The following is a 24,489-nucleotide window of genomic DNA, read 5'->3' on the forward strand; positions in this document are numbered from 1 at the left end:
AAATTTTATCAATATTAAGTACATATGTCAAAGGAACGTGATGCTTTTATGATCTCAGCTACTAATCTACATAAATCTTATGGGCAGACCCATGTGTTAAAAGGCATTGATTTCACCGTACAGGAAGGTGAAGTGGTCGCAATTATTGGACCGAGCGGATCAGGAAAAACAACACTTCTTCGCAGTTTAAACAGCCTCGACATTCCAGATAAAGGAGAGCTGACGGTTGGTGAAGCCACGATTCAATTTGAACGATATCAAAAAAAAGATCTTCTAAAACTCAGGCAGCAATCTTCCATGGTGTTTCAGCATTATCACTTGTTTCAAAATAAACGAGCACTTGAAAATATTACAGAAGGATTGATTGTGTCTCAAAACATGTCTAAGAAAGAAGCAGAAAAGGTCGGAGAGCAATTTTTAACGCGGATTGGACTGCTTCATAAAAAAGATGCATTTCCGAGTGAATTATCTGGCGGTCAGCAGCAGCGAATTGGCATAGCCCGCGCTCTTGCGATGAACCCTTCGGTGCTTTTGTTTGATGAACCTACGTCGGCACTGGACCCAGAGATGGTAGGAGAAATTCTTGAAATGATCAAAGATATTGCGAGCCAAGGAATGACGATGGTCATTGTGACACATGAAATTTCTTTTGCAAAGGACGTGGCGGATACGGTGATCTTTATGGCAGATGGCGAAATCGTTGAAAAAGGCTCACCAGAAGACGTCCTGTTGAAACCACAGCATGAACGAACGAAACAATTTTTATCAAGGATTCATCGCGGAATGTGGCAAGGATCGGAGAAAGACAAATGAAGCAAAAGACAGCATTCATGATGTCCGGTGTCCTTCTGTTTCTCCTTTCTCTGATTGGCTGCAGCAGTGTGAAAACCACGACAGATGACGGCAGACAAATTGTGAAAGTCGCACTGAGTGCAGAGGTCAATCCACCCTTTTTAGCAACAAATGACCGAAACGAACCGATTGGCTATAACATTGATTATTTAAATGAAGTGGAAAAGAGGCTTCCCCACGTACATTTTGATTACATTTTTGGCGAGGAAGAATCCAATTTAATCGGTGTAGGCGCAGGGAAGTTTGAAATGGCGGCTAATTGGTTTTTTAGTAACCCTGAACGTGAAAAGCGGTTCCTTTACCCTAAGGTCCCGTATGGCTATTCGATGACAGGTTTAATTGTGAATGAATCAGACAAGGAGATTCGATCGCTTGATGATATGACATCTAAAAAACTGGCTCCTGTCAGTCCTAGCGGAGGCTTGCGTTCGATATTAAATCAATATAATAAAGAGCATGATCCGGATATTCCACTGACGACCATTGAAAGTCCTTCAAATGAACTCAACTTAAAACGTGTTGAAAGCGGACGGTCCGATGCAGCATTTATGAACATTTCAACCTTTGATACCATTCAAAAGCATTTGAACCTAAAGGTCAAAGTTGGCGGCATTGTGTCAAAGGAGCCTATCTATCTTGTCTTACAGCCAAGCGAGAAGCAGCTTGCAGCAGATTTGGACCGGATCACACAAGAAATGATTGATGATGGAACACTGCCTCAGCTTGCGAAAAAGTGGTTTGGTGTTGATTTCTTTCAAAATATTGATGACATCTCAGAGCAAGGGGATCAAAATGAAGAAAGGAAGGAAGCGTCATGACGTTTACAGCTGGAGATTGGCTGCGCATCTTTTTACAGGTGCTTGAACGCCTGCCACTCACTTTTCTCATTATTACGGTGTCATTGTTTTTTGCTATCATCATCGGGTTGCTATTTACTTTCATTCGTATCAAGCAAATCCCAGTGCTGAAGCAATTGGCTGTTATCTATTTATCTTTTACACGAAGTACGCCTTTAATTGTTCAGTTGTTTTTGATTTATTTTGGACTGCCTCAGCTTTTACTTGTCGCAGGGATGCAAATCAATCATTGGGATCGTGTGTTATTTGTGATGATGACGTTTTCTTTACATACTGGCGCTTATTTATCTGAAGTCTTTCGCAGTGCGTATTCATCTGTTGGGAAGGACCAGCTGGAGGCCGCCTACATTGTTGGGATGACAGATACACAGGCCTTGATCAGGATTATTATCCCGCAGGCCTTTCTCATTGCACTGCCAAACCTCGGAAATTACACCATTGATCTCGTGAAAGACACAGCGATTGCCTTTACAATCGGACTCATTGATATCATGGGACAGGTGAAGATCATTTTAGGAAATAACTACGGGATCGGCATGTTTGAAGTGTACGCGATCATTGCGATTGTGTATTGGCTCATTTGCATGAGCATTGAACTGATCACCATGCTGCTTGAAAGGAAATTTGTAAAAGGCCGCACCAGCCTGTCACGTTAAGGAGGCGATTTGATGCAAACCATTGATATTCAATTTGCGATTGACCAAGTACCTCATATTCTAAAAGGCGTTCCTTTTACTTTATTGATTGCACTCGTTTCCATGGCTGTGAGCCTTTTGATCGGATCTGTTTTTGCTTTCATTCGTCTCTTTCGCATTCCTGTACTCAGGCAGCTTGTGACACTCTATGTCTCCTTTTTTAGAGGAACGCCTCTTATTGTTCAGCTGTTCGCTTTCTTTTATGGACTCCCTTTTGTTCTAACCAAAGTGAGCGGTACATTCGGGCTGACCTTTCATCCAGATATGGTCTCCCCATTAGCTGTTGCCCTCATTACCTTCAGCCTCCATTCAGCCGCCCATTTAACAGAGGTGGTTCGGAGTGCACTCCTTGCGGTAGACAAAGGGCAGCTTGAAGCGGCAAAAATTGTGGGTATGACGACGCGCCAGGCGATGATGCGCATTATTTTGCCGCAGGCCTTTGTGGTCGCCTTACCGAACCTAGGCAATCAGCTCATTCAGCTATTAAAAGCCACCTCTCTTTCGTTTACGATTGGAGTAATTCAAATCATGGGGATTTCCCGGATCATTGCGAATGACGGCTATCAGTTTTTAGAAACGTACCTCGTCTCTGCTTTGATCTATTGGCTGCTGAGCATTTTCTTTGAACTCGTTTTTGCCTTGTTAGAGAAACGTGTCAGCGTGTACGGAAGATCTCTCGGACGTTAAAAAAGCCGATCAGGCTCAAATACCTGACCGGCTTTTTTTATTCGCCTTTTTTCGGTGTGTTAAACAGTTCCTTTGGTGCGGGTTTTAGTTTTGGTGCGGAACCGAACACGACTGGTGCAGAAATATATCTGAATTCCCCTTTTCCATCCATGCTTCGACCATGTGCCCATCTGCCTTCCTTGCTTGCTTCTCCTCTTGAGAAGTTAAACAAATCGTAGGATACTTGCTGTTTTTCTAGTGAGCGCGGGAAGGTGGTTGGTACGACGACGTCCCCTTCTCGTTCTTCTAATTCTTTAATGGCCGCAAGCCACATATTTTGATGATATGTATCACGGGCAATAAGAAAAGAAAGCATATCCTTCACGCCGCGATCATCGGTCATTTCATAGAGCCTTGTGACCTGAAGCCTCCCTTGTGATTCTGCATTTAAGTTGGCCCTAAAATCAGCCATTAAATTTCCGCTTGCAATGATATACTTGGCATTCCACGGATACCCTTGACTATCCGCTGCCATTGCTCCTAAACCGGCAACAATTGCATGCTGAGGATTCATTCCGCCCATAACAGCTGCTAGTGCGGGGTCACTTTGATACGCCTCTTCTTGTTCCTTAACTGGTGCTTTATCTAGTAAACGCGCGATCATCGTCGCCAGCATTTCGACATGACCAATTTCCTCTGTCCCTATGTCAAACAATAAATCTCTGTATTTTTGATCTGCCCGGCAATTAAAGCCTTGAAATAAATATTGCATCATGACACTAATTTCTCCATACTGTCCGCCTAATACTTCTTGCAGCTTTTTCGCGTAAAGCGGATCAGGCTTTGAGGGCTTTGCTTCATATTGCAGTTCTTTGATGTGATAAAACATGATGTCATCTCCCTTATCAAAACATCTTTTCACTTATCACTATTCAACCGCATGCCTCTTTATGAAAATGAGCAGAATATGTGCACAAAAAAAGAGAATGGCCTCTGCCATTCCCTTTGTCATCCTACTTATTCAGCACTAACTAAAATTTTCACTTGATCTTTTTCATTGATTAATGCATGGAAACCATCTTCGATCACATCGTCCAGCTTGATTTTTTTCGTGACGAGCGTATCTGCAGAGAAATAGCCTTTTCTCATTAAGTTTAATACAGATGGGAATACGTCTCTGTAGCCGATAATTCCTTTGACTGTACGTTCTTTAATGACAATGTCATTTGGCAGAATTTCTGCGCCTTTTTCCCAAATGCTCACAATGACTGTTTCACCTGAAATTCTTGTTGATTGGATGGCTTGCTTCAATACAACAGGTACACCTGTCACTTCAAAAGAAACATCGACGCCACCGTTTGTACGGCTTGCGATTTCTTGAACAACATCTTCATATTGAGAAGGATCAACAATGATCGCTCCAAGCTCTTTAGCTTTTTCTTGGCGTTCTTTAGATAATTCTACTGCGTAAATATCAGTAGCACCAGCTGCTTTTAATGCTTCAATGACAAGTAAGCCAATTGGTCCGCAGCCAAACACAGCCGCTGTATCCCCAGCTTGTACTTTACTAGAACGAACCGCATATAAAGCAACTGCAGAAGGCTCTACAAGCGCACCTTGCTCATATGAGATTTCGTCTGGTAATAAATGAAGTAATTCTTCATCGACAGATACATATTCAGAGAATCCACCGCCGCCTCCGGCAAGTCCTAAAAAGCCCATGTTTTCATCTAAGTTGTAAGCACCTTGGTGTCCGTGAGTCGCAAAAATAGGCTCAACAACCACTCGGTCGCCTACTTTGTAATTGCTCACGCCTTCTCCTACTTCAACAACCTCACCAGAGAACTCGTGTCCCAACGTAACGGGTGCTTTTTCTTTTGTAAGTGGATGAGGTTCATTCACTGGAATGAAAATCGGTCCTCCTAAATATTCATGTAAATCACTACCACAAATGCCGCACCATTTTACTTTTAGTTTCACTTTTCCTGGAGCAACTGTTGGTTCGTCAATTTCCTCTAGTCGAATGTCCTTTTGATCGTGCCAGCGTAGTGCTTTCATGTGTAAGACTCCTTTTCTCATCAATTTGATTAACTTACTTAAATAATTATAACATAATTTTTTTAATTTTCTAAGTAGGATGCACTATTTTTTTGACATTCAATGGACGAAAGATGACAAAACATAGCAATAAACAGACAAGAAGCATACATACACACCCGATGACAACGGAGGTTCGGATTGATAAAACATGTGCTAGTCCACCAGAGACCCCTGTCATCATCATCGTCAGAATGGCTTCAACCAAAGCATAAAAACTGGCTACCCTCCCCATGACCTCTACCGGGATATTCGTTTGATAGAAAGTCATAAAACCTGTGTTCGCAAATGCTAAAAAGAATGCTAGTATAAAAAAACCAACAGCGGCTACAAACAATGTGCTGGAAAAAGCATAAATGAGATAGCCACATGCAACAAACAAACTGCCAATCTCAAGCATGATCGAAACAGGCAGCCTCTCCACAATCACCGAATTGAGACCTGCGCCTGTGATGATGCCTGCCCCAGCTATACTGACAAGAAGACCATATTCTGTATCAGTCAGCAGCAGCACTTCTTTTGCAAAGGCTGTTTCAAGAGAGTCAATGGCAGTAGGAAGCACCGTGATGGCGGCACTAAACAATAAATACACCGTCATAATCTGGCGTGATGTCAAACTAAACCGAAGAACAAGCTTCGCATCCTCTTTTAACATTGAAAGGGAAAAGCCATTTTGGCCAGCATCTTGTTTTAGCAAATTCGGTAAACACATCGTTAACAGAGCAGATATCAACAAGCAGATCGCATTTATATAAATTGAAAAAACAGGTGTACCGATTAAAAAAAGCAGACCTGCTGCTGCGGGTCCAAGTAAAAATCCACCCGATTGTAATAATGAGCGAATGGCATTAAACCGTTTTCGATTATCCGCCGGGATCAATCCTGTCATATATACCATCGAAGCTGGATGAAACATCGCTTGTGCCATTTGAATGAGAAACACCATCACATACAGGATCAGCAGATGTCCTGAAAATAACGCAAAGGGTACACATGCGATCAGGATAGCCCGGGTGATATCTAAGCTGATCATCACATTCCGCTGATTCAGCCTGTCAACCAAACTGCCAGACCAGCTGTTTGTCAAAAAAGCTGCAGCCGGTCTCAGCATATAGACGGCTGTTACAGCCAGCACAGAGCCCGTTTCTTGAAAAATGAGCAGATGGAGAGCAATCATATAAATCCATTCTCCTATGTTCGCAATTCCGATGGCTCCAAGCAGCAAACTCATATCCCGCCAATGTTTTTTCATAGCTGTTCCCCCTATTTGTCATAAAAAAATCCCGCCCCCAAGACATTTCTGTCTTGAGGACGGGATTTACTCCGCGTTGCCACCTCAGTTTATTCATCTGTTGCCAGATGAACCTTAGCAGGTCATCATGAACCCATCTCTGTAACGGGAGAATTTCGCTGCACCACCATCCGAAGGAATCCGGTGCAGAGCTAAGAGGCTTGGTTCCATCATGCTTCCCAGCTCCTTCTCAGCTTAACGGAGTTCTCTGTGCGGGACAGCTATGATGTACTCTTCTCTATTTGCGCTGTGTCTTTATTTCATCACGATCTTCAGCTGAATTGTTACATATTGTACTGCGCCTCGATCAAAGCGTCAATGTTTTTTTCAAGTTAATCAGCATAGATCATCTTTCTGGTCATGCCACCATCAACGACTAAATCTGTACCCGTCACAAATTGATTGTCTTCATCTGTTAAATAAAAGCAAGCCTTCACAATATCCTTTGGCGCCCCGACTCGATTGGAAAGATGCTGCTTGTGGTCGACCTCTCGAAGATTCTCCTCATCCTTCGTTTCAATCCATCCAGGGGAAATGCTATTCACCGTGATGTGATCCGGGCTAAAAGAAGCAGCCAAGGCATGAGTCAGTGCTGATATTCCGCCTTTTGATGCAGCATATGCTTCCGTATGAGGCTCTGACATTGTCGCGCGGGTGGATGAAATGTTCACAATAGAACCGCCTTTTGGATTCTCTTTTATATAACGTGCTGCTTCTCTTGCACATAGAAAAGTCCCTCTTAGGTTCGTATGTAACACACGATCCCACTCATCGACCGTTAATTCATAAGGCGATACTGTGCACATGACGCCGGCATTATTGATGAGAATATCAATCGTTTTGCAGCGCTCCGCTGCAAACGACATTAAGTGTTGAATATCCTTCTCTTGTGTCACGTCCGTTTTTTTAAAATAAGCTTCTAAAGATTCTTTTTTCAGCTCTTCCTCCAAACGCTTGCCCTTCTCTTCATCTATATCTGCAATCACCACACGCGCTCCTTCTTTTGCATAGCCCCAGGCGATCGATTCACCAATTCCATTGGCTGCGCCTGTGATGATAACGGTTTTTTCTTTAAAATTCAGCATATGATTGATTCCTTTCTAACTGGTATGAATGAAATACTTTTATCCTTTCCTGAAAAGAGCGATCCAGTCATCCACCTCTATTGATTCTATTTTTTCCTCTGTCATTTTTAATCTATAATATTGCTTTATTTTCTCGTTAGCATCTAACAAGTATTCTGTAACAATCTCTTCTTCCTTTAAAGTTTTCGTTGTGCGCTTGACCCATTCTTGAAAAGGATAACGTTTTTTTCGTTCCATTGATCTTACTTCTTTTATTCCCTCTTCTAAAAACAATTTCCTCCATTGTTCTGTAGATAGACAGGACACATGACTTGGGTCTCTCAATCGTTCTAGCTGATTGATAAATAGTGCAAGCTCTTCATCATTTGGCGAAACATTATCAATAAAGAAAAACAGACCATTTGACTTTAATACGCGAGACGCCTCTTTGGCGAACTGTTCAGGGTGCGGGAAATGGTGTGCTGCAATTCGGCATGTGACCATATCAAATGTTCCATCTAAAAAAGGAAGGCTTTCTGCATCCGCTACTACATAAAAAATTTGTGGATACGCTTTTAAATGAAGTGATGTATTAGAAAGCATCTCTTTCGTTGTGATTTTCCACAATAAAGAGCCGTCCCATTTTATTGAGCGGCCCCTTCCATGTTAAAAATTATCGAGAAAGCATTCCGTGCGGGTCAATGACAAATTTCTTCGCCACACCCGAATCAAAGTCGCTGTATCCTTGAGGAGCTTGATCAAGGTTAATGACGGTCGCATTCACCGCTTTGGCGATTTGTGCTCTTCCGCTTAAAATGGATTTCATTAGACTGCGGTGATATTGCATGACAGGGGTTTGACCTGTCACAAAGGTATGGGCTTTTGCCCAGCCAAGTCCAATTCGCACTTTCAGAGATCCAACTTTTGCATCGGCATCCACTGCACCTGGGTCTTCTGTGACGTAGAGCCCTGGGATTCCGAGCTTACCGCCAACTTTGGTAATATCCATAATTGTATTTAAAACGGTTGCAGGTGCTTCTCCTTGATCTCCATGACCTGACGCTTCAAAGCCGACACAATCGACGGCACAGTCAACTTCTGGCTCTCCTAAGATATTCGTGATTTGTTCACCGATTCGATCATGTTTTCTTAAATTGATCGTCTCACAGCCAAAGCTTCTGGCCTGCTCCAGCCTTTGTTCATTCAAATCACCGACAATTACAGCAGAGGCGCCAAGGAGCTGAGCGGAATGTGCTGCGGCAAGACCTACTGGCCCGGCACCAGCAATATATACAGTCGAACCAGGCTTTACTCCAGCCGTATAAGCACCGTGAAAACCTGTCGGGAAAATATCGGAAAGCATCGTCAGATCAAGTATTTTCTCCATCGCTTGATCTTTGTCTGGAAATTTGAGCAGCTGAAAATCTGCATATGGGACCATGACGTACTCGGATTGACCGCCAACCCATCCGCCCATATCGACGTATCCATAGGCAGAGCCTGGACGGTCCGGGTTTACATTTAAGCACACATGAGTTTTTTGTTCCTTGCACATGACGCAGCGTCCACAAGCAATATTAAATGGAACGGACACGAAGTCTCCTTTTTGAATAAACTCCACATCTCGTCCAACCTCAACGACTTCACCTGTAATTTCATGACCAAGGACTAGTCCTGCAGGCGCAGTGGTACGCCCTCTCACCATGTGCTGGTCACTTCCGCAAATATTCGTCGTCACTACTTTTAAAATGACGCCATGCTCACATTTGCGCCCCACATTGGCTTTCGGTACACCCGGGCCATCTCTTAAAATCAAATCAGGGTATCCAATATCCTCAACTGCTACATTTCCTGCTCCTTTATAAACGACACCTTTGTTTCCCGACATGTTTTCATTCCTCCCTTTTTGTTTAAAAATGAAGTCTCTACAATTTTCTCTATTTATGAAGCAATTCCCTGCTTCAAATGGCACAATAGATAAAAAAAGCGAAAAATGTCTATCAGGGAGAGAAAAATGTATCTTCCAGTCAAATAAAAAAGAAAATATTGAAAAAAAAGCTAAACTTTTGAAGAACGGTGTCGATATAAGAAATAAGCCAGACAGGTATCCTTAATCGACAAACAAATTCCTTATATATACTATCATTCCTTACACACCTGGCTGGCGCCTACATAACATTGAAAAGACTCTTCTGATGAAGAGTCTTTTTTAACTTTGCGTCCCATCAATCACGGGTACAATTGTAAGCAAAGAGGCTCCTCTGACGAAGAGCCTCTTTTTGAATGCTTGTTCATTACCTGGGAAATATTTTCATCATTTTAACGCTTTGATACAGATGTATGTATCATAGTGATAAACCGAAACTTCTCTAAAGTGATACGCTGAAAATAGGCGGCTGATCTCTTGTTCACTATACGATGAAAAAGATTGTGACCGTTTTTGTTCCTTCATCAGTTCCTGCTGTTGGAAAGATAAGAATACTTCTCCATCCACTTGAAGGACGCGGTACACTTCCTTCATGACCTGTTCAATATCCTTCAAGTAATAGATGGTCTGTACCGTAAATAATTTATTGAATGATCTGTCTTCAAAAGGTAAATGCTCAGCTTTACCAAGAGTCACGACGGCTTTATCCTGTTCTACAAGCTTCTTATGTTTTCTTTTTGCATATTTGATCATATGACGAGAGGCATCCACTCCATATACTTTACCGCGATCAAGTTTTTCTGCTACCTTCGATAATGTCATGCCTCTTCCAGTTCCGATTTCTAAAATTCGGTCGTTTTCTTGTATATTTAAGAGTTGAATCGTCCATTCATTGATATTATGATGATTTTTTTCCATATAGCGGGCAACCCATTTTGAGAACAAGCCTTTTGGTTCCCTCATTTGTTTTCCAATCCAGCTTTGAATCAATGTTAACACCTGCTTTGCACCAGTAAATAAAACTATTTACGAATTTTCTTACTTTTCATATCGGCTCTCGCCTAACAAAGTTTAAGACCTAGTCCTAATTAGTTGTCATTGATTAGACGGCACCTTTTCAGAAAATGTTTCGCAGAACTTTAAAAAATTTTGATCTGAATAGGCGTTTTCATTAATTGTGCTCAGATTGATTTCGTTTTCTGCATGAGCTGCATATTTTATGAATGTATCTTGATTAGATAAAGGTGGTGCTAGATTATGGGCTTTGGTGGCGGTTATTCTGGAGACTGCGGTGGTTACGGTGGCGGTTTTGCAGGCGGATTCGCATTGCTTGTTGTACTGTTCATTTTGTTGATCATCATCGGTGCAAGCTGGATTTACTAATGTAAAAGGAGCAGGAAACAATACGTTTCCTGCTCCTTTTCTTTAATACCAATAAGTTGGATAATTGTAATTGTACATATAGCGTCTAAGCATTTCTTGTTGCTCTCTTTGCATCCGGTATGGATTGCCGTATCCGTGCTTTAAGGAATGCGGAATGGACGTATACCCGTGCCCCACTGACGGAAACCTCATATATGGTGACATCGACATTCATTGATCACCTCACAATCTCCTTTTACGGATATCATATGTGCAGGTGATCAATGTGGAGCGTGTCTAAACCTGGTCCTTCTCCCTAGTATAACAATCAAGCATTGCAAGCATCATAAACATGTCAATCTCCTCCTTTTCCAATTTTTCTTTTCCTGTTTTAGTTCATATACTTTAGTTGTTTCTGCTTCATTTCTTCATAAAATGTTTCGACTTGTTGTTCATAAAGAACGGTCTCAATGTCTTTGTATTTACGCTGAATCGTCAATGTAATAAAGAATAAATGGATTGTCATATACGCTCACCTCCCTTCAGTTCGCAGCATGCGAAATAGCCCGCAGATCTTCTTTATCAGTTGACCTGCGGGCACACAAAAATGCAGATCAAAAGACAATGTCTTCCAACCCGCAATGGATGATGCGTGAAATCCTCGTTTACTTAAACAGTTTTGAAGCGTGCACCGTATAAGGTAAAGGAAGGACACGAGCTCTTCCACAGGCTGATGACATGATGAAATTGTTGGTTGAATTGATCACAAGTAGATACGAATAACATATTCTTCAGCCTCCTTTACGTTTTTAATTACTTTGTAAGTATATCCAGCAAGCACCATTTTGTAAACCTGTTTTTAGTAATATAGATGATTTTTGTGTTTTTGACTAAATTTCTACAGTTATTCTTGTCCGTTTGTCCAATACAATCAAAAAAGCCCCCTCACGTATATGAGGAGACTTTTCGAATTAATCTTCATCTAGTTCTTGCAGTTTCTTTTGAAAAAAGATCGCGCGTCTGACACAAAGAAAAGCTGCTAATAAGAAAACACAATCAATTCCCATCATCAGCATTTTTGGAGATGCTTCGATGTGCTGGTTTGGTATGATCGTACCAATATATAAAAAGGTGCTGACAGCAAGCAAAATAAAAGCGTACTGCTTGTAATCTGTCACTAAACCACTCCACTTTTTCTTCACTTGAATCACCTTCCTGTTTAACATGTCTATTGATAGCTTAACATAGTAAAAGAAAGGTAGTGGCATGTAAATCTATCCATTCACTAGTGCGTTTAGTCCTTGCTTCATATCATTCAGTAAATCATCCACATCTTCAATCCCAACGGATATACGAATTAAACCATCAGTGATGCCAAGCTCCTCCCGGCGGTCTTTCGGAATGGACACATGAGTCATTCGAGCAGGAACAGAGATTAAGCTTTCAACCGCTCCAAGGCTTTCTGCGATTGTAAACAGCTTAAGCTGGCTTAAAAACACATCGACATGTTCTTCTTTTCCAATATCAAAAGAGATCATTCCGCCGAAGCCGGATGCTTGCGTTTTCGCAAGTTCATGTCCAGGGTGAGCACCGAGACCTGGGTAATAAACACGTGTGACCGCTGGATGTTGTTCTAAAAATTCAGCGATTTTCTGCGCATTTTGTTGATGTGCTTCCATTCTTAGTCCAAGCGTTTTGATCCCTCTCATGAGAAGCCATGAATCCTGCGGTCCAAGAATTCCACCTGTAGAATTTTGAACAAAATGAAGTTCTTCTCCAAGCTCTTTCGTCGCTGTTACAACAAGCCCGCCTACGACATCACTGTGGCCGCCTAAATATTTAGTGGCACTATGGAGGACAATGTCCGCCCCATATTCAATCGGTTTTTGGAAATAAGGTGTAAAAAATGTATTATCAACAATCATTAAGATGTTGGCTTCTTTTGTCAATTGGCCGATCGCTTTGAGATCAGTCATTTTCAGTAAAGGATTGGTTGGTGATTCAATGTAAACCGCTTTTGTTTCGGGTAAAATTGCTTTTTTCACCGCTTCAGGATCACTTGTGTCCACGAAGGTCGCATGAATGCCAATACGGTTTAGTACCTTTGTAATGACGCGGTAAGTTCCGCCGTACACGTCATCTGTCAGGACAATATGATCTCCGCTGTTAAACAGCATCATGACTGCCGTAATGGCAGCCATCCCTGAACCGAATGCGTAGCCGTTTGCTCCCCCTTCAAGATCACGAATGACGGTTTCAAGTGCCGTTCTTGTTGGATTCGCTGTTCTAGAATATTCATATCCTGTATGTTCGCCTGCTTTCGGCTGCTTATATGTGCTCACTTGATATATAGGCACAGACACAGCTCCCGTTTTTTCATCACCAGTTGTTCCGCTGTGTATCATCATTGTTTTTGGTTTCATTCTATTTTCCTCCCTCATAAATTCCTTTACTTAAATAGCGTTCACTGCTGTCAGGAAAAATGGTGACAATGACTGTCCCAGGTGCTGCCTTCTTTGCTTCCTCTAAAGCGGCATATAATGCGGCACCTGAAGAGCTTCCAATGAGAACGCCTTCTTTTTCAGCAGCTTCTTTCACCATTTGGAAAGCATCATCATCACTGACCGTATAAATCTCATCGAATAAAGCAGATTCCATATAATCTGGGATAAATTCAAGGCCGATTCCTTCCGTTCTATGCGGGCCCGGATCTCCTCCATTTAAAATCGATCCTTCAGGTTCGACAACAATTGTTTTTAACGCCGGATGCTGCTCTTTTAAATAGGCAGCACACCCTTGAAAAGTTCCTCCAGATCCCGCTCCTGCTACGAATACATCAATGTTTCCTTGTAGGTCGGACCATAACTCTGGGCCAAGCGTTTTATAGTAAGTCAATGGATTTACTTGGTTTTTAAATTGTAAAACGCAATAGGCATTGTCAAGGCTTGCCTCTAGTTCAAGGGCTCGATCAATCGCACCTTTCATGCCCTCTTTTCTTGGTGTATGAATAATCTCTGCACCGAGCGCCTTCATTAGCTGTTGTTTTTCTTGACTAAAATGTTCTGGTACGCAAAAAATGGTCCGCAATTGATGCTTTCTTGCACTGAGGGCAAGCCCAATTCCTGTGTTTCCAGCAGTTGCTTCAATGATGGTTCCGCCTGGACGCAATTTGCCAGATGCCAATGCTTCTCTTATGAGCATATCACCTAAACGATCTTTAATACTTCCACCCGGATTCATCATTTCAAGCTTTGCATACACCTCTACACCATCTGGGATGCCAATCCCTGACAGCTTTAAAAGCGGTGTGCGGCCAATTAATTCTGTAATATCCTTTATGACAGCCATATGATTTCCCTTCCTTTGTATGGAAAAGAAGGGGGAACCCCTTCTTTTATTGAGTTTGCTTTATCATACGCAAGACAAGGTCGGTTGAGTGAATCGCTGCTTGCTCAAGAAATTGATCAAAGGAGACATTGGATTCTTTCCCTGCAATATCAGATAACGCTCGAACGACAACAAATGGCGTTCCAAAGAGCTGGCAAACTTGTGCAACAGCTGCGGCTTCCATTTCCACCGCATATAGTTCTGGAAACTTCTCTCTCACAAACGCTACACGATCCGGATCATTCATAAACGAATCTCCTGTTGCAATTGTTCCTTTTGCCACTTGAATATGATCGATCTCTAAAGCCGATTCCTCTGCCAGCTTCACAAGCTTTTCGTCTGCAGCGAAAGCAGCTGGCAACCCTGGTACTTGTCCGTATTCGTAATCAAAGATTGTCACATCCACATCATGATGTCGAACATCAGTAGAAATGACAATATCCCCTACATTTAATGTGTGATGGAAACCGCCAGCAGATCCTGTATTGATCACATAATCCGGCTGAAAGCGGTCAAGCAGAAGTGTTGTGCTGACCGCTGCATTTACTTTTCCAATCCCTGATTTTAATAAAATCACTTCTTTATCTTCATAAACACCTGTTGTGAATTCACACCCAGCGATGTTTTCTTGTGTAGCATTCTTTAGTTGATCTCTTAATATTGTCACTTCTTCTTCCATTGCACCTATGACTGCGATTTTCAAATCAAAAACATCCTTTCATTCCCTTTTCTTCGCTTCTACGATCCAAACAAAATCATTCATTTGATGAAAGGACGTGCTAAAACCTTCTTCTTCAAAGATTTGTTTTAGCACATCAATGGATGGATAATATTCCGTTTCTAAATCCTCAGCAAGCTGATCGAATCCTGCGGCTTTCGCTTTGTCGATTTCCGCTTGATGTGCAGCTTGATTTTGAAACATTGTATCAGCAAAGACTATTTTACCATCTGAGTGAAGGATGTTGCTATAGGTGTGAATGGCTTGTTTTTTTTCTTCGTCCGTTAAATGGTGGAAAGCATATGAACTGACAATCGTATCCGGCTCAAATGGCAGTGCTGGAAATGATAAAAAATCCCCATCATGAAACACATCGGGTACTCCCTTTTGAAGAGCCGCTTTCTTCATGGCGTCTGATGGTTCAACACCAAACACGTTCTTATCAGCTGCAAGCAGTGCCACTGTTAGATTCCCCGTGCCGCTTCCAAACTCAAGGACATATTGACCTGAACGTTCTACAATCTCTTTTAAAATGGCCGGATACCGGCGAAACACTTCTTCATACTGCTCGTCATGACCACTTACCGTGTCGTCATAAGACTCAGCCCAATGATCAAATAAAGAAAGAAACTCACGTCCCATTTTCTTTCCCTCCACTTTATCTATTTATTCCTATGCGTATAGTATGCTTTAATTCGTCGAACAGTTCTTATCCTACCACATCTTCTGTTTCTTTCCTACTAAAAAATACTGGGAGGGGTAGAAAAATATTTGCCCTTTTAGAGGCGAGAGATTAAGATGAATGGAGAGTATGGAGGGGTGAATCAAATGGATTTTCAGTTGGATTTTCTAAAGGATAAAATTGAATTCTTTGAAGCATCGTCTTTAAAAGAACTTGAACAAAAGATCCAAAAACAAATTGAACATAATCAGGCAATCTTGCTGACTGTTCATTCTGTCAGTCATCAAACGACTGTGATTGATGACCGGATTTTGTATACAGCGGTTGTTCATTTTAAGGCGAATATCTAAATAAAAAAGATAGCATATCTGCTATCTTTTTTTCATGTTTATTTTAATTTTTCAACCTTTACAGGTTTCCAGCCTTTTTCATCTACCCATGTGATTTCCACGCGGTAGCGTTTACCTGATGATTTGTCACGGATGGTTCCCTTTGCATCTTGAGGACCTCCGTTATTTCCTAACCAAAGAACCGTCATTTGATCTTCTGAAATCCCCGTCGCATAGGACATGGCTTTGATCATTTCTTTCCAGTCTTTTGAGTTAGAATCATAGGTTGCTGTATGTGAACCGGATTGCTCTGTTCCTACAGGCTCCCAGTCATCGCTTTCATATGTTTTGTCTACGTCACTCGTTTTGCCGCCGTCTGTTTCTTTGGCGTCTTTTAACGCATCTTTATTAGGCTCTTCTTCATCATCTGTCTTCTTCGTATCGTCGTCTTGATCAGATGAGTCCTCTTTTTTTGCATCTGAATCATCGGATGTGTCTTTCTTTTGATCTTTCACATCTTCTTCTGAGTTTTGTTTATTTTCACTTGTTGCAGGCGCCGTTTTTGATGGTTCTTTCGCTACATCTGTATCTTTCGGTTTATTAAAAATTAACAAACTCGATGCGACAACCAAAATAAGCACCACAACGATACCAATTAATATGTTAAGCACCATATTCGCCTTTCTGCGCTTATCACGATGTTCAAATCGAGAATTTCTACTCAAAATCTCTGCACTCCTTTGCCTCGTTCCCTAAGTCGTTACTATTCTAACATGACATGAAGGGATGTTCTATGTCTGTTTCTTTTCAATTTCATTGACCTTTTTTACAATATCATAAAACGCATCATTTGTCTTAGCCCGGCCACTTGCCTCATCAAGGTGAACAACGACAAGAGCATATTTTGGTTTTTCCACCGGAAAGTACCCAGCAAACCACTTATGATAAAGCGGATTCCCCTTTTTATCTTTACTGCCGGTTTGGGCAGTGCCTGATTTCCCCGCTACATCAAATGGAAGATCTTGAAACCTTCTTCCTGTTCCTTTGTCAGACGTCACCACCTGCCTTAAGTACTTTTGCAGCTTTTGAGCTGTATAGCGGTCAATACTGTCTCCTTCCGGTCGTTTGTTTTGAAAGGTTAGCATCGTTGTTCCGTTTTGATACAGCACTTTTTCAGCGATTTTCACTTCTTTTCGTTCTCCTCCTCTCGCAATCGATGCCATCATATTGGCGATTTGCAAAGGAGTCGTTTTGACATTTTTTTGTCCTATTGCGGTTTGGGCAATGGCTTTTTTGACATGCTTGTCTCTTTTATCTCCCCACACACTGCCGGTTTCTTCACGATCAAACTGTTTGAAATGCTGCTTATGATAGACATCCCCTTCCCAGCCAGCTCGATCAATGAGTCCAAGCTTTGCAGCCGTCTTTTCGATGATTTGATCATCTGTTTGGATAAGCTTGCCAGCAAGTGTCGCAAAGGTATAATTACAGCTCTGCGAAAAGCTCTCAGACAGATTCAGCACTTCCTGCGTTCCTTCTGGCTCTCCATATAAATTCTTTCGACAGTCATACATCGTTTGTGGCTGGTCGAGGTTTTTTTCGATTGCTGCGGCAAGTACAGCGGTTTTAAAGACAGAGCCTGGTGCCATGGCAGTCAGCATATAATTTCTTGCCTCATGCCGGTTTTTGCTTGTGACATTTGGCGTACTCGCCATCGCCAGCACGCTGCTGCTTTCAATGTCGAGCAGAACGGCCCCGCCTTTTTCGACTCCTTGTTCTTTCAGAACTTTCTCCATTTCAGCTTGCATGTTTTCATCAATTGTTGTTTGAACCTGAAGAGGATAAAATGAATGAGCCTCTGCTGTATATTTGACGTCCATTCCAAACAAAGGGTTTCCCCTTCCGTCCACATGATATAACAATTTTGTGTCTTGCTCGGGTAATAGAAATTCGTCAAAGGTACTTTCCAGCCCAAAAGTACCGATTTCTGTACGGATGGAAAGCTCTTTTTTGTCAGGATAACGCTTTCTGAGCAATTCTGGATTTTCACTCGTGAAGCCTAATGTGTGAAGGGCAAGTCTTTTTTTGTCCTTCTCTTTCATATATACGCCGTAAACACCTGAATATTTCATATCATTGATGTCTTTCAGCTTTTTTTTCGTGATGTCATCTTTGAGAATCAGAGGTTTTTTGGTTTCTGTCAGCTGTTTTTTGAGTTCATCTTCTTCCATCTCGAGAATAGAGGCGGTTTGTTTTAAATGAGGAAGATCATATTGCAGAAAAGGAAATAAGATAACCGCGGGCTGTTCTTTTGTGAGAAGCGCTTCGCCGTTTCGATCTAAAAATTCACCGCGGCCATCTGAAATGACCACTTCTTCTGTACGCTGTTTGACACTTTCTTGTATTAAATTGATATCAAGCTTTGAAAAAGATTCTGTGAAAAACAGTTGAATTTCTGCCAGTCTCATGAGAAGACCGAGCAGCAGCATAAAAATAATAGCACCTGTCCATTGAATTCTACGTTTTTTGCGCATAAAAACACCTCGTCCCTATTGTGGACGAGGTGTTTATCGTATAAACGTGATTATGAAATTTTTACAATTTGGACGAACATTTCTCCGCCAGGTGTTTGAACGGTTACTTTGTCGTCTACTTGTTTGCCTAACAGACTTTTTGCGATTGGTGAATCGTTTGAAATTTTTCCTTCGAACGGATCAGCTTCTGCACTTCCAACGATTGTGTAAGACTCTTCTTCTCCATCTGGTAATTCAACGAATGTGACTGTTTTACCAAGTGAGACAATATTTGAGTTTCCTTCATCTTCGATAATTTTGGCATTGCGAATCATATTATCAAGCGTTGTGATACGGCCTTCTACAAACGCTTGCTCTTCTTTAGCAGAATCATATTCCGAGTTCTCAGAGAGGTCTCCAAAGCTTCTAGCAATTTTAATACGCTCTACAACCTCTTTACGTTTAACCGTTTTCAAATATTCAAGCTCTTCTTCTAATTTACGTTTTCCTTCTTCTGTCATTGGAAATACTTTCTCTTGTGCCATGAATCATTCACTCCTTCTATTAATCCTCATCATACAAACTTTCTGCACGTGAGTGACGACTGAAATATACAAGAATGAGGACTTCTTCAGGCCCTCATTCCTTCTGTCCCATATTTGTAAAAGTCCATCTTACATGGCGTCCCTTTTAGATGCAACTATTAGGCCTTTTTTCAGACAGAACCACTCTCAGTGGTCTAAAGATGATCTATCTTCATCGCACAAACTGTGGAAAGGCACAGGAAGCTCCTGTACCTCGTTCGCCATTTCGATCATATGTAGAAGAATAGCTTATCCATTCTCCATCTTCCAATACATAATATGGTCAGTGTACGATATGTCTATGCTATATTATTACAAAATTGCTTTTTGATCAAGAATTGTTTGAAAATTTGTGATGATTTGTTTGTCGTTTTTTTAATATACTATTACAAAATCGAAACAACTTCAATATTCAGCTTGAAAACGGCATTTTTCTACATCTATTTCACATCATTGTTTTCCTATCATACCAAATCTTTCATTCAAGGTGTTCCTTCTAAAAATATTTAAGCAGCTTCTACTTATAGAAACAAGTGAAATATTGGTATTTATTCTCTTTATCATGATGTTGAAAAGACCTTTACAATGTAAAGGTCTTTTTCTTCTCCACCATTTACTCTGCTCGGTTTTGAAGAATCGTTTGAATTTTTGTTACCATTAAGTCAATCGCGACATGGTTTTGGCCGCCTTCTGGGATGATGATATCGGCGTATCGCTTTGTCGGTTCAATGAATTGATTATGCATTGGTCTGACAACAGATACATACTGTTCAATCACAGAATCGATTGAACGGCCTCTTTCTTTTGTATCGCGTAAAATGCGGCGAATGATGCGAAGGTCTGCATCTGTATCGACATACAGTTTAATATCCATTAAGTCTCTTAGACGTTCATCTTCTAGTGCAAAGATGCCTTCAACGATGATGACATCCTTTGGTTCAACATGGACAGTCTCTTCTGAACGTGTGTTTAGCTTGAAATCATATATTGGTTTTTCAATGGATTCGTACCTTAGGAGCTGTTCCAAATGCTCAAACATCAGGTCATTGTCGAATGCAAGCGGATGATCATAATTCGTAAGCAAGCGCTCTTCAAATGGCATATGACTTTGATTTTTGTAATATAAATCTTGCTGAAGCATGAGGATGGAATGTCCTTTAAATTTTTCATAGATCGAATTGGTGACGCTCGTTTTACCTGAACCCGAGCCGCCAGCAATTCCAATGACAACTGGTTTACTCCTCATGTGCCTGTTATTTCCCCTTTCTCATCATGTTGCTAGGGTATACTTTTTGATCGAGCTTGAATTTTACGATTTGCAGCGGATGACGAGCGGCATCTAGTTCATTTCCTTTTTCATCCCAAATCGTCTCAATATTGCATGTGAAATTCTCAATTTCTGGTCCGAAAAATTCGACTTCATCGCCAGCTTTAAAGAAGTTGCGCTGCTGCAATGTGACGATTTGTTCTTTTTCATCATAATGAAGAACGAGACCTGCGAAATCAAATGTCGTTTTCTTTCCATGAATGCCAAACATTTGTTCATCCGTTCCTGGTACACCTTCGAAAAAGGCTGGCGCTGTGTCACGGTTTGCGCATTTATCTAGTTCATCTAACCATTCCTGCTGAATGACAAAATTGTCCGGGTCAGCACAATAGGCGTCAATGACTTTGCGATATACACTCACGACAGTTGCCACATAATGAATTGATTTCATTCGCCCTTCGATTTTCAAGCTGTCAATTCCCATTTCGATCATTTGAGGAATGGATTCGACAAGCTTTAAGTCTTTTGGACTCATCGCAAATGGTGCGTCTTCCTCTCCAAACAATGGCGCTTCCTCAGAACCTTCTAGTTTATAAAGATCATAATCCCAGCGGCAGGACTGGCAGCAGCCTCCGCGGTTAGAATCTCTTGCCGTCATGTGGTTACTGAGCACGCAGCGGCCAGAGTAAGCAATACACATTGCACCGTGAATGAACGTTTCAATTTCAATATCGACCTTTTCTTTCATTTCTCTAATTTCCAGCGCACTTGTCTCGCGAGCAAGCACCACACGCTCAAGACCTTCTTCCTTCCAAAACTGAACAGCTTTCCAATTCGAAAGAGATTGCTGTGTGCTTAAATGGACTTCAAGCTTCGGTGCGACACGTTTACACGTTTCAATGATCAGCGGGTCAGCCACAATAATGCCCGCTACTCCAGCGCCTTCAATCCCTTGAAGGTATTCCTCAAGTCCGTCCATGTTTTCGTTGTGGGCAAAGATATTCGTTGTCACATAAATTCGTGCACCGTATTTGTTTGCAAATGCGACGCCTTCAGCCATTTCTTCAATTGAAAAGTTATCGGCATTTGAGCGAAGTCCAAATTCTTTCCCGCCAATAAAGACCGCGTCTGCTCCGTAATGTACAGCAATTTTCAGCTTTTCCAAGTTTCCTGCTGGTGCAAGCAGTTCTGGTTTTTTTGTAATGACGCGTTTCCCGTCAATCATTTCAGAAATACCATCTTTCAATAGTGCCATTTCCTCTGCCTCCTCTTATATTAATAAACCGTTTCTTTAAAGAAGAACCCTGTATCAATTGAACGATTCACTGGCTGAATCTCTTCAATCCGCTTCACCCAGTCCTCTTTCTGATCTTCATAGGCGTCTTTGTCAGCCACTAATAAATCAATTGCTTTTCTATATAGTGACGTCACCTCTGTCATATAAGAAAGTGACTTTAAAATTCCGTCAATTTTAAAAGAGTCAATGCCTGCGTCAACAAATTCTTCTAATTCGTCAATCATACACACATCATTAGGACTCATAATATGTGTGCCGTTTGCATCCTCGAAAATAGGGTATTTGTTTTGACGTTCCTGGTCATGAAGGAATAGTCCTTCCTCCATATTTCTGCCTTCAACGTCCATTTGTTTGCCTTGGTATTCAAAGTAGTTGCCAATGAGCGTACGTTTCGATTGAAACATACATGTCATGCCATGAACTTGAATTTCGATTTCCACCTCAGCATTTTCTTTAATGTCGATTACACTGTCCATGTTCAGCTCTTTAGCAAGAACAGCACGCGTTGCGCCTTTTCTGCCCCAGTAGTTACAAGTGTAATAGTTTGTCCCAGTCGTTTCTGTACTCCAGTGGAGATTCAGGCTCACCCCAGTTTCCTTTGCGGCCATGATCACTGCTGGGTCTCCAAAGACGACGCCATCTACGTTTAATGCATCGAGAAAGGTTAAATAATCTCCAAGCAGCTGCACACGGTCATTATGAAAAATCGCGTTCATCGCCACATACACTTTTTTGTGATGCGCATGTGCCAGCTCAACCGCCTGTTTCACATCTTCTCTTGAAAACTCGCCTGCAAGACGAATACCGTATGTTTGTTCGCCTATTAAGAATGCATCAGCTCCCGCCTCAATTAATGGCAGTACATCTGACACCTTGCTTGGCGTCACAAGCAATTCTGGTTTTTTCATGATTGGTCACCTCTTTTAGTACTAATGGCGATCCCGTCTCCAACTGGAATAATACACGTTTGGAAATCGGGGTTTGACATAAGCCATTGATTGTATCGATCAATTTTTCCAATTAATTGTTTTTTTCTTTTATCTTCTATTTCTTCTTCATAGTTCGTTGCCACTAAGCCTTTGAATAATACGTTGTCTGTAATAATCATTCCGTCATGAGCAAGCATCGGTTCAAACAGCTCAAAAAAACGTTTGTACTGCCCTTTTGCGGCATCAATAAAGATCACATCATAGGGCGCCATCGTTTGGACTGTTTTAGCCGATTCCATGGCATCACCAAAGAACACGTGTATTCTTTCTTTTAACTTTAATTCCTCAATGTTCCGTGTCGCCTCTTCATAGCGTTTTGCATTTCGCTCAATCGTATAAATCTCAGCATCTGGCAGAGCTGTCGCCATTCGAATGGCGGAGTAGCCAATCGCTGTCCCAACCTCAAGAATTTTCTTCGGCTTTTTCATCGACAGCAACTGCAGTAAAAGTTCGATGCTCACCTTTTCCATAATTGGCACATGGTGCTCTTTTGCGTATACCTCTAATTGAGCGATTGCATCAGGACTTGGGTGAATTAAATGTTCAATATAATCATTGATTTGATCATCTTCGATAGTCATTATTTGTCTAGCTCCTTCATGACCTGAAAAAGAAGAGTCCTGCCTATTGCAGCTCTCTTTCTCGTCAATCTTTCGTTCATCTAAGTAAAAACAACCCGATATATTTTACCACAAAGAAGTGGTAATTGCGAACCTATAAAATGGATATTCCAACGAAAAAAACTGCAGGCAATCTTGTATTGTCTACAGTCTTTTTCGATTCACATGTACATTAATTGCTGCCTGTGATGTATTTTGCTTTCGCTTTGTTGTGCTCATTTAACGTTTTCGTAAAGACGACTTCTCCATTTTTCTTCGCAAGGAAGTACACATAATCCGTTTTCTCTGGATGCAGTGCGGCTTTCCAGGAAGATTCACCAGCATTTGCAATAGGTCCAGGCGGCAGCCCCTTGTTATTATACGTATTATAAGGAGATTTCACCTTAAGGTCTTTGTAATAAACGCGGGATTTATGCTCTCCCAGTGCATAAAGAACGGTTGGGTCGGTTTGAAGCGGCATGTCCTTTTTCAACCGGTTATAAAATACACTAGAGATTTTTGCTCGATCCGTCTTTTCCGTCGCTTCCATTTCAATCAGTGATGCCATCGTTAACACATCATGTATGGACATGTTTGTCTTTTTCATGTCTTTTTCATACGTTTTCACGTATTGATCTGTTTGTTTAATCATTGTTTCAATGATCGTTTCGAGTGATTCATCCTCACGATAAAATGGATACGTCGCAGGGAATAAATAACCTTCTAACGGATGTTTCACCTGTTTTCCATTTACCTGTGATGTCACCGTTTTCGGATATTTTTTCATTAACGTTTGAATAAACGCAGGATCATCCAGCTTCGCTTCCACTTCTTTCGCTGAAAAATTCGTCTGGTTTGCAATAACTGACGCAATATCAGACAGCTGTTTTCCTTCTGGAATCACAAGCTGAAAGGCGTAGTCTGTCCCTCCAGATGTCAGCTTTTGAATCAGCGTGTCTGCGTCCATCGTTTGTTTCAAATGAAAGTATCCTGCTTTAAAGCCGGACGCATTTTTGTATTTTGCATAATAAGTGAAAATCGAGTCATTCGAAATGAGCCCATTTTCTTTTAAAATGCCCGCAATCTCACGGACAGATGTCCCATTAGGAATATGAATATTAATCGTTTGTTTGCTTTTTTGATCGACCGGTCCAAGTGCTGATTTAACATATAAAAAGCCTGATAATGCTGCAATGATGATGACAGCAAGAACAGATAACAGGACGATCCCCATTTTTCTTTTAAAAAATGGTCGTTTCTTTTGTTCTGAAAACATGCATGGCCCTCCTCACATCTAGCTTTTATAGTACATG

The 24,489-nt window shown here is 41.4% G+C and carries 28 protein-coding genes; 6 read left to right on the forward strand and 22 right to left on the reverse strand.

From position 1 onward, the window contains the following. Positions 1 to 48 precede the first annotated feature (48 nt). From C6Y01_RS07600 to C6Y01_RS07615, 4 genes are read left to right on the forward strand one after another with little or no spacing between them, the layout of a single operon-like run. Positions 49 to 813 (forward strand): amino acid ABC transporter ATP-binding protein, encoded by a 765-nt coding sequence (locus C6Y01_RS07600; RefSeq protein ID WP_170938403.1) that lies wholly within the window; start codon positions 49 to 51, stop codon positions 811 to 813. Then, entirely contained in the window at positions 810 to 1,670 is an 861-nt protein-coding gene (locus C6Y01_RS07605) for an amino acid ABC transporter substrate-binding protein (protein WP_095285487.1), read from the forward strand. The genes C6Y01_RS07600 and C6Y01_RS07605 overlap by 4 nt, the downstream gene beginning before the upstream one ends. After that, positions 1,667 to 2,365 carry an amino acid ABC transporter permease gene (locus tag C6Y01_RS07610; protein ID WP_106038012.1) on the forward strand — a complete coding sequence of 233 codons (699 nt, stop codon included), beginning with the start codon at positions 1,667 to 1,669 and terminating at the stop codon, positions 2,363 to 2,365. The genes C6Y01_RS07605 and C6Y01_RS07610 overlap by 4 nt, the downstream gene beginning before the upstream one ends. A 12-nt stretch (positions 2,366 to 2,377) precedes the next feature. Continuing rightward, positions 2,378 to 3,091 carry an amino acid ABC transporter permease gene (locus C6Y01_RS07615; RefSeq protein WP_106038013.1) on the forward strand — a complete coding sequence of 238 codons (714 nt, stop codon included), beginning with the start codon at positions 2,378 to 2,380 and terminating at the stop codon, positions 3,089 to 3,091. A gap of 37 nt (positions 3,092 to 3,128) precedes the next feature. Here C6Y01_RS07615 and C6Y01_RS07620 read toward each other — a convergent pair whose 3' ends face one another. The 7 genes from C6Y01_RS07620 to C6Y01_RS07650 all read right to left on the reverse strand — a co-directional run bounded on the left by C6Y01_RS07620 (position 3,129) and on the right by C6Y01_RS07650 (position 10,439). Beyond that, positions 3,129 to 3,959: a manganese catalase gene (locus C6Y01_RS07620; protein ID WP_095285490.1), complete on the reverse strand. Its 831-nt coding sequence runs from the start codon at positions 3,957 to 3,959 to the stop codon at positions 3,129 to 3,131. A gap of 128 nt (positions 3,960 to 4,087) precedes the next feature. Continuing rightward, on the reverse strand, positions 4,088 to 5,128 hold the full coding sequence (locus C6Y01_RS07625; RefSeq protein WP_034661461.1) for a 2,3-butanediol dehydrogenase: 1,041 nt from the start codon (positions 5,126 to 5,128) through the stop codon (positions 4,088 to 4,090). A 70-nt stretch (positions 5,129 to 5,198) separates the two neighbouring features. Next, the gene (locus C6Y01_RS07630; protein WP_106038014.1) at positions 5,199 to 6,419 is read right to left on the reverse strand and encodes an MFS transporter; all 1,221 of its coding nucleotides are present in this window, start codon (positions 6,417 to 6,419) and stop codon (positions 5,199 to 5,201) included. Positions 6,420 to 6,790: 371 nt separating this feature from the next. After that, positions 6,791 to 7,540 (reverse strand): glucose 1-dehydrogenase, encoded by a 750-nt coding sequence (locus C6Y01_RS07635; RefSeq protein ID WP_034662020.1) that lies wholly within the window; start codon positions 7,538 to 7,540, stop codon positions 6,791 to 6,793. A gap of 42 nt (positions 7,541 to 7,582) precedes the next feature. Then, positions 7,583 to 8,149 (reverse strand): class I SAM-dependent methyltransferase, encoded by a 567-nt coding sequence (locus tag C6Y01_RS07640; protein ID WP_095285492.1) that lies wholly within the window; start codon positions 8,147 to 8,149, stop codon positions 7,583 to 7,585. Positions 8,150 to 8,195: 46 nt separating this feature from the next. After that, positions 8,196 to 9,410 (reverse strand): formaldehyde dehydrogenase, glutathione-independent, encoded by a 1,215-nt coding sequence (gene fdhA / locus C6Y01_RS07645; protein ID WP_095285493.1) that lies wholly within the window; start codon positions 9,408 to 9,410, stop codon positions 8,196 to 8,198. 426 nt (positions 9,411 to 9,836) lie between these two features. Then, entirely contained in the window at positions 9,837 to 10,439 is a 603-nt protein-coding gene (locus tag C6Y01_RS07650) for a class I SAM-dependent methyltransferase (protein ID WP_065098495.1), read from the reverse strand. A gap of 267 nt (positions 10,440 to 10,706) precedes the next feature. Here C6Y01_RS07650 and C6Y01_RS19365 point away from each other — a divergent pair, with 267 nt between their 5' ends. Further along, positions 10,707 to 10,832: a YjcZ family sporulation protein gene (locus C6Y01_RS19365; RefSeq protein ID WP_080869492.1), complete on the forward strand. Its 126-nt coding sequence runs from the start codon at positions 10,707 to 10,709 to the stop codon at positions 10,830 to 10,832. Positions 10,833 to 10,874: 42 nt separating this feature from the next. Here C6Y01_RS19365 and C6Y01_RS18905 read toward each other — a convergent pair whose 3' ends face one another. The 7 genes from C6Y01_RS18905 to C6Y01_RS07685 all read right to left on the reverse strand — a co-directional run bounded on the left by C6Y01_RS18905 (position 10,875) and on the right by C6Y01_RS07685 (position 15,558). After that, positions 10,875 to 11,036 (reverse strand): hypothetical protein, encoded by a 162-nt coding sequence (locus C6Y01_RS18905; protein WP_212040727.1) that lies wholly within the window; start codon positions 11,034 to 11,036, stop codon positions 10,875 to 10,877. Positions 11,037 to 11,202: 166 nt separating this feature from the next. Next, positions 11,203 to 11,337, reverse strand: coding sequence for a YrzI family small protein (locus C6Y01_RS07660; protein ID WP_008342648.1), 135 nt, complete (start codon positions 11,335 to 11,337; stop codon positions 11,203 to 11,205). Between the two features lie 445 nt (positions 11,338 to 11,782). Then, the gene (locus C6Y01_RS07665) at positions 11,783 to 12,013 is read right to left on the reverse strand and encodes a YrhC family protein (protein WP_041815772.1); all 231 of its coding nucleotides are present in this window, start codon (positions 12,011 to 12,013) and stop codon (positions 11,783 to 11,785) included. Between the two features lie 72 nt (positions 12,014 to 12,085). Continuing rightward, positions 12,086 to 13,234 (reverse strand): bifunctional cystathionine gamma-lyase/homocysteine desulfhydrase, encoded by a 1,149-nt coding sequence (locus C6Y01_RS07670; RefSeq protein WP_095285494.1) that lies wholly within the window; start codon positions 13,232 to 13,234, stop codon positions 12,086 to 12,088. A gap of 1 nt (position 13,235) precedes the next feature. Then, positions 13,236 to 14,159: a PLP-dependent cysteine synthase family protein gene (locus C6Y01_RS07675; protein WP_060596846.1), complete on the reverse strand. Its 924-nt coding sequence runs from the start codon at positions 14,157 to 14,159 to the stop codon at positions 13,236 to 13,238. Positions 14,160 to 14,205: 46 nt separating this feature from the next. Continuing rightward, positions 14,206 to 14,901, reverse strand: a complete 696-nt coding sequence (gene mtnN / locus C6Y01_RS07680; RefSeq protein WP_034661478.1) for a 5'-methylthioadenosine/S-adenosylhomocysteine nucleosidase — start codon at positions 14,899 to 14,901, stop codon at positions 14,206 to 14,208. A 15-nt stretch (positions 14,902 to 14,916) separates the two neighbouring features. Continuing rightward, positions 14,917 to 15,558: a class I SAM-dependent DNA methyltransferase gene (locus C6Y01_RS07685; protein ID WP_034661480.1), complete on the reverse strand. Its 642-nt coding sequence runs from the start codon at positions 15,556 to 15,558 to the stop codon at positions 14,917 to 14,919. Between the two features lie 186 nt (positions 15,559 to 15,744). Here C6Y01_RS07685 and C6Y01_RS07690 point away from each other — a divergent pair, with 186 nt between their 5' ends. Continuing rightward, positions 15,745 to 15,948 carry a YrzA family protein gene (locus C6Y01_RS07690; protein WP_034620637.1) on the forward strand — a complete coding sequence of 68 codons (204 nt, stop codon included), beginning with the start codon at positions 15,745 to 15,747 and terminating at the stop codon, positions 15,946 to 15,948. A 38-nt stretch (positions 15,949 to 15,986) separates the two neighbouring features. Here the strand turns inward: C6Y01_RS07690 and C6Y01_RS07695 are convergent, their stop codons facing one another. From C6Y01_RS07695 to mltG, 8 genes are all read right to left on the reverse strand, one after another. Then, positions 15,987 to 16,652, reverse strand: coding sequence for a YrrS family protein (locus C6Y01_RS07695; RefSeq protein WP_106038015.1), 666 nt, complete (start codon positions 16,650 to 16,652; stop codon positions 15,987 to 15,989). A gap of 66 nt (positions 16,653 to 16,718) precedes the next feature. Beyond that, entirely contained in the window at positions 16,719 to 18,461 is a 1,743-nt protein-coding gene (locus C6Y01_RS07700) for a peptidoglycan D,D-transpeptidase FtsI family protein (protein WP_095285495.1), read from the reverse strand. 50 nt (positions 18,462 to 18,511) lie between these two features. Further along, positions 18,512 to 18,985, reverse strand: a complete 474-nt coding sequence (gene greA, locus C6Y01_RS07705; protein WP_007501433.1) for a transcription elongation factor GreA — start codon at positions 18,983 to 18,985, stop codon at positions 18,512 to 18,514. Between the two features lie 652 nt (positions 18,986 to 19,637). Further along, a complete protein-coding gene (gene udk / locus C6Y01_RS07710; protein WP_024423106.1) occupies positions 19,638 to 20,270 on the reverse strand; it encodes a uridine kinase in 633 nt (210 codons plus the stop codon). Positions 20,271 to 20,277: 7 nt separating this feature from the next. Then, on the reverse strand, positions 20,278 to 21,546 hold the full coding sequence (locus C6Y01_RS07715; protein ID WP_095285496.1) for a peptidase U32 family protein: 1,269 nt from the start codon (positions 21,544 to 21,546) through the stop codon (positions 20,278 to 20,280). A gap of 20 nt (positions 21,547 to 21,566) precedes the next feature. Further along, the gene (locus C6Y01_RS07720) at positions 21,567 to 22,496 is read right to left on the reverse strand and encodes a peptidase U32 family protein (protein ID WP_106038016.1); all 930 of its coding nucleotides are present in this window, start codon (positions 22,494 to 22,496) and stop codon (positions 21,567 to 21,569) included. Further along, on the reverse strand, positions 22,493 to 23,158 hold the full coding sequence (locus C6Y01_RS07725; RefSeq protein WP_034661491.1) for an O-methyltransferase: 666 nt from the start codon (positions 23,156 to 23,158) through the stop codon (positions 22,493 to 22,495). The genes C6Y01_RS07720 and C6Y01_RS07725 overlap by 4 nt, the downstream gene beginning before the upstream one ends. A 211-nt stretch (positions 23,159 to 23,369) precedes the next feature. Next, positions 23,370 to 24,452, reverse strand: coding sequence for an endolytic transglycosylase MltG (mltG, locus tag C6Y01_RS07730; protein ID WP_095285497.1), 1,083 nt, complete (start codon positions 24,450 to 24,452; stop codon positions 23,370 to 23,372). Positions 24,453 to 24,489: the final 37 nt, after the last annotated feature.

Source organism: Bacillus sp. NMCC46 (assembly GCF_002998465.1).
Taxonomy (GTDB): Bacteria; Bacillota; Bacilli; order Bacillales; family Bacillaceae; genus Bacillus.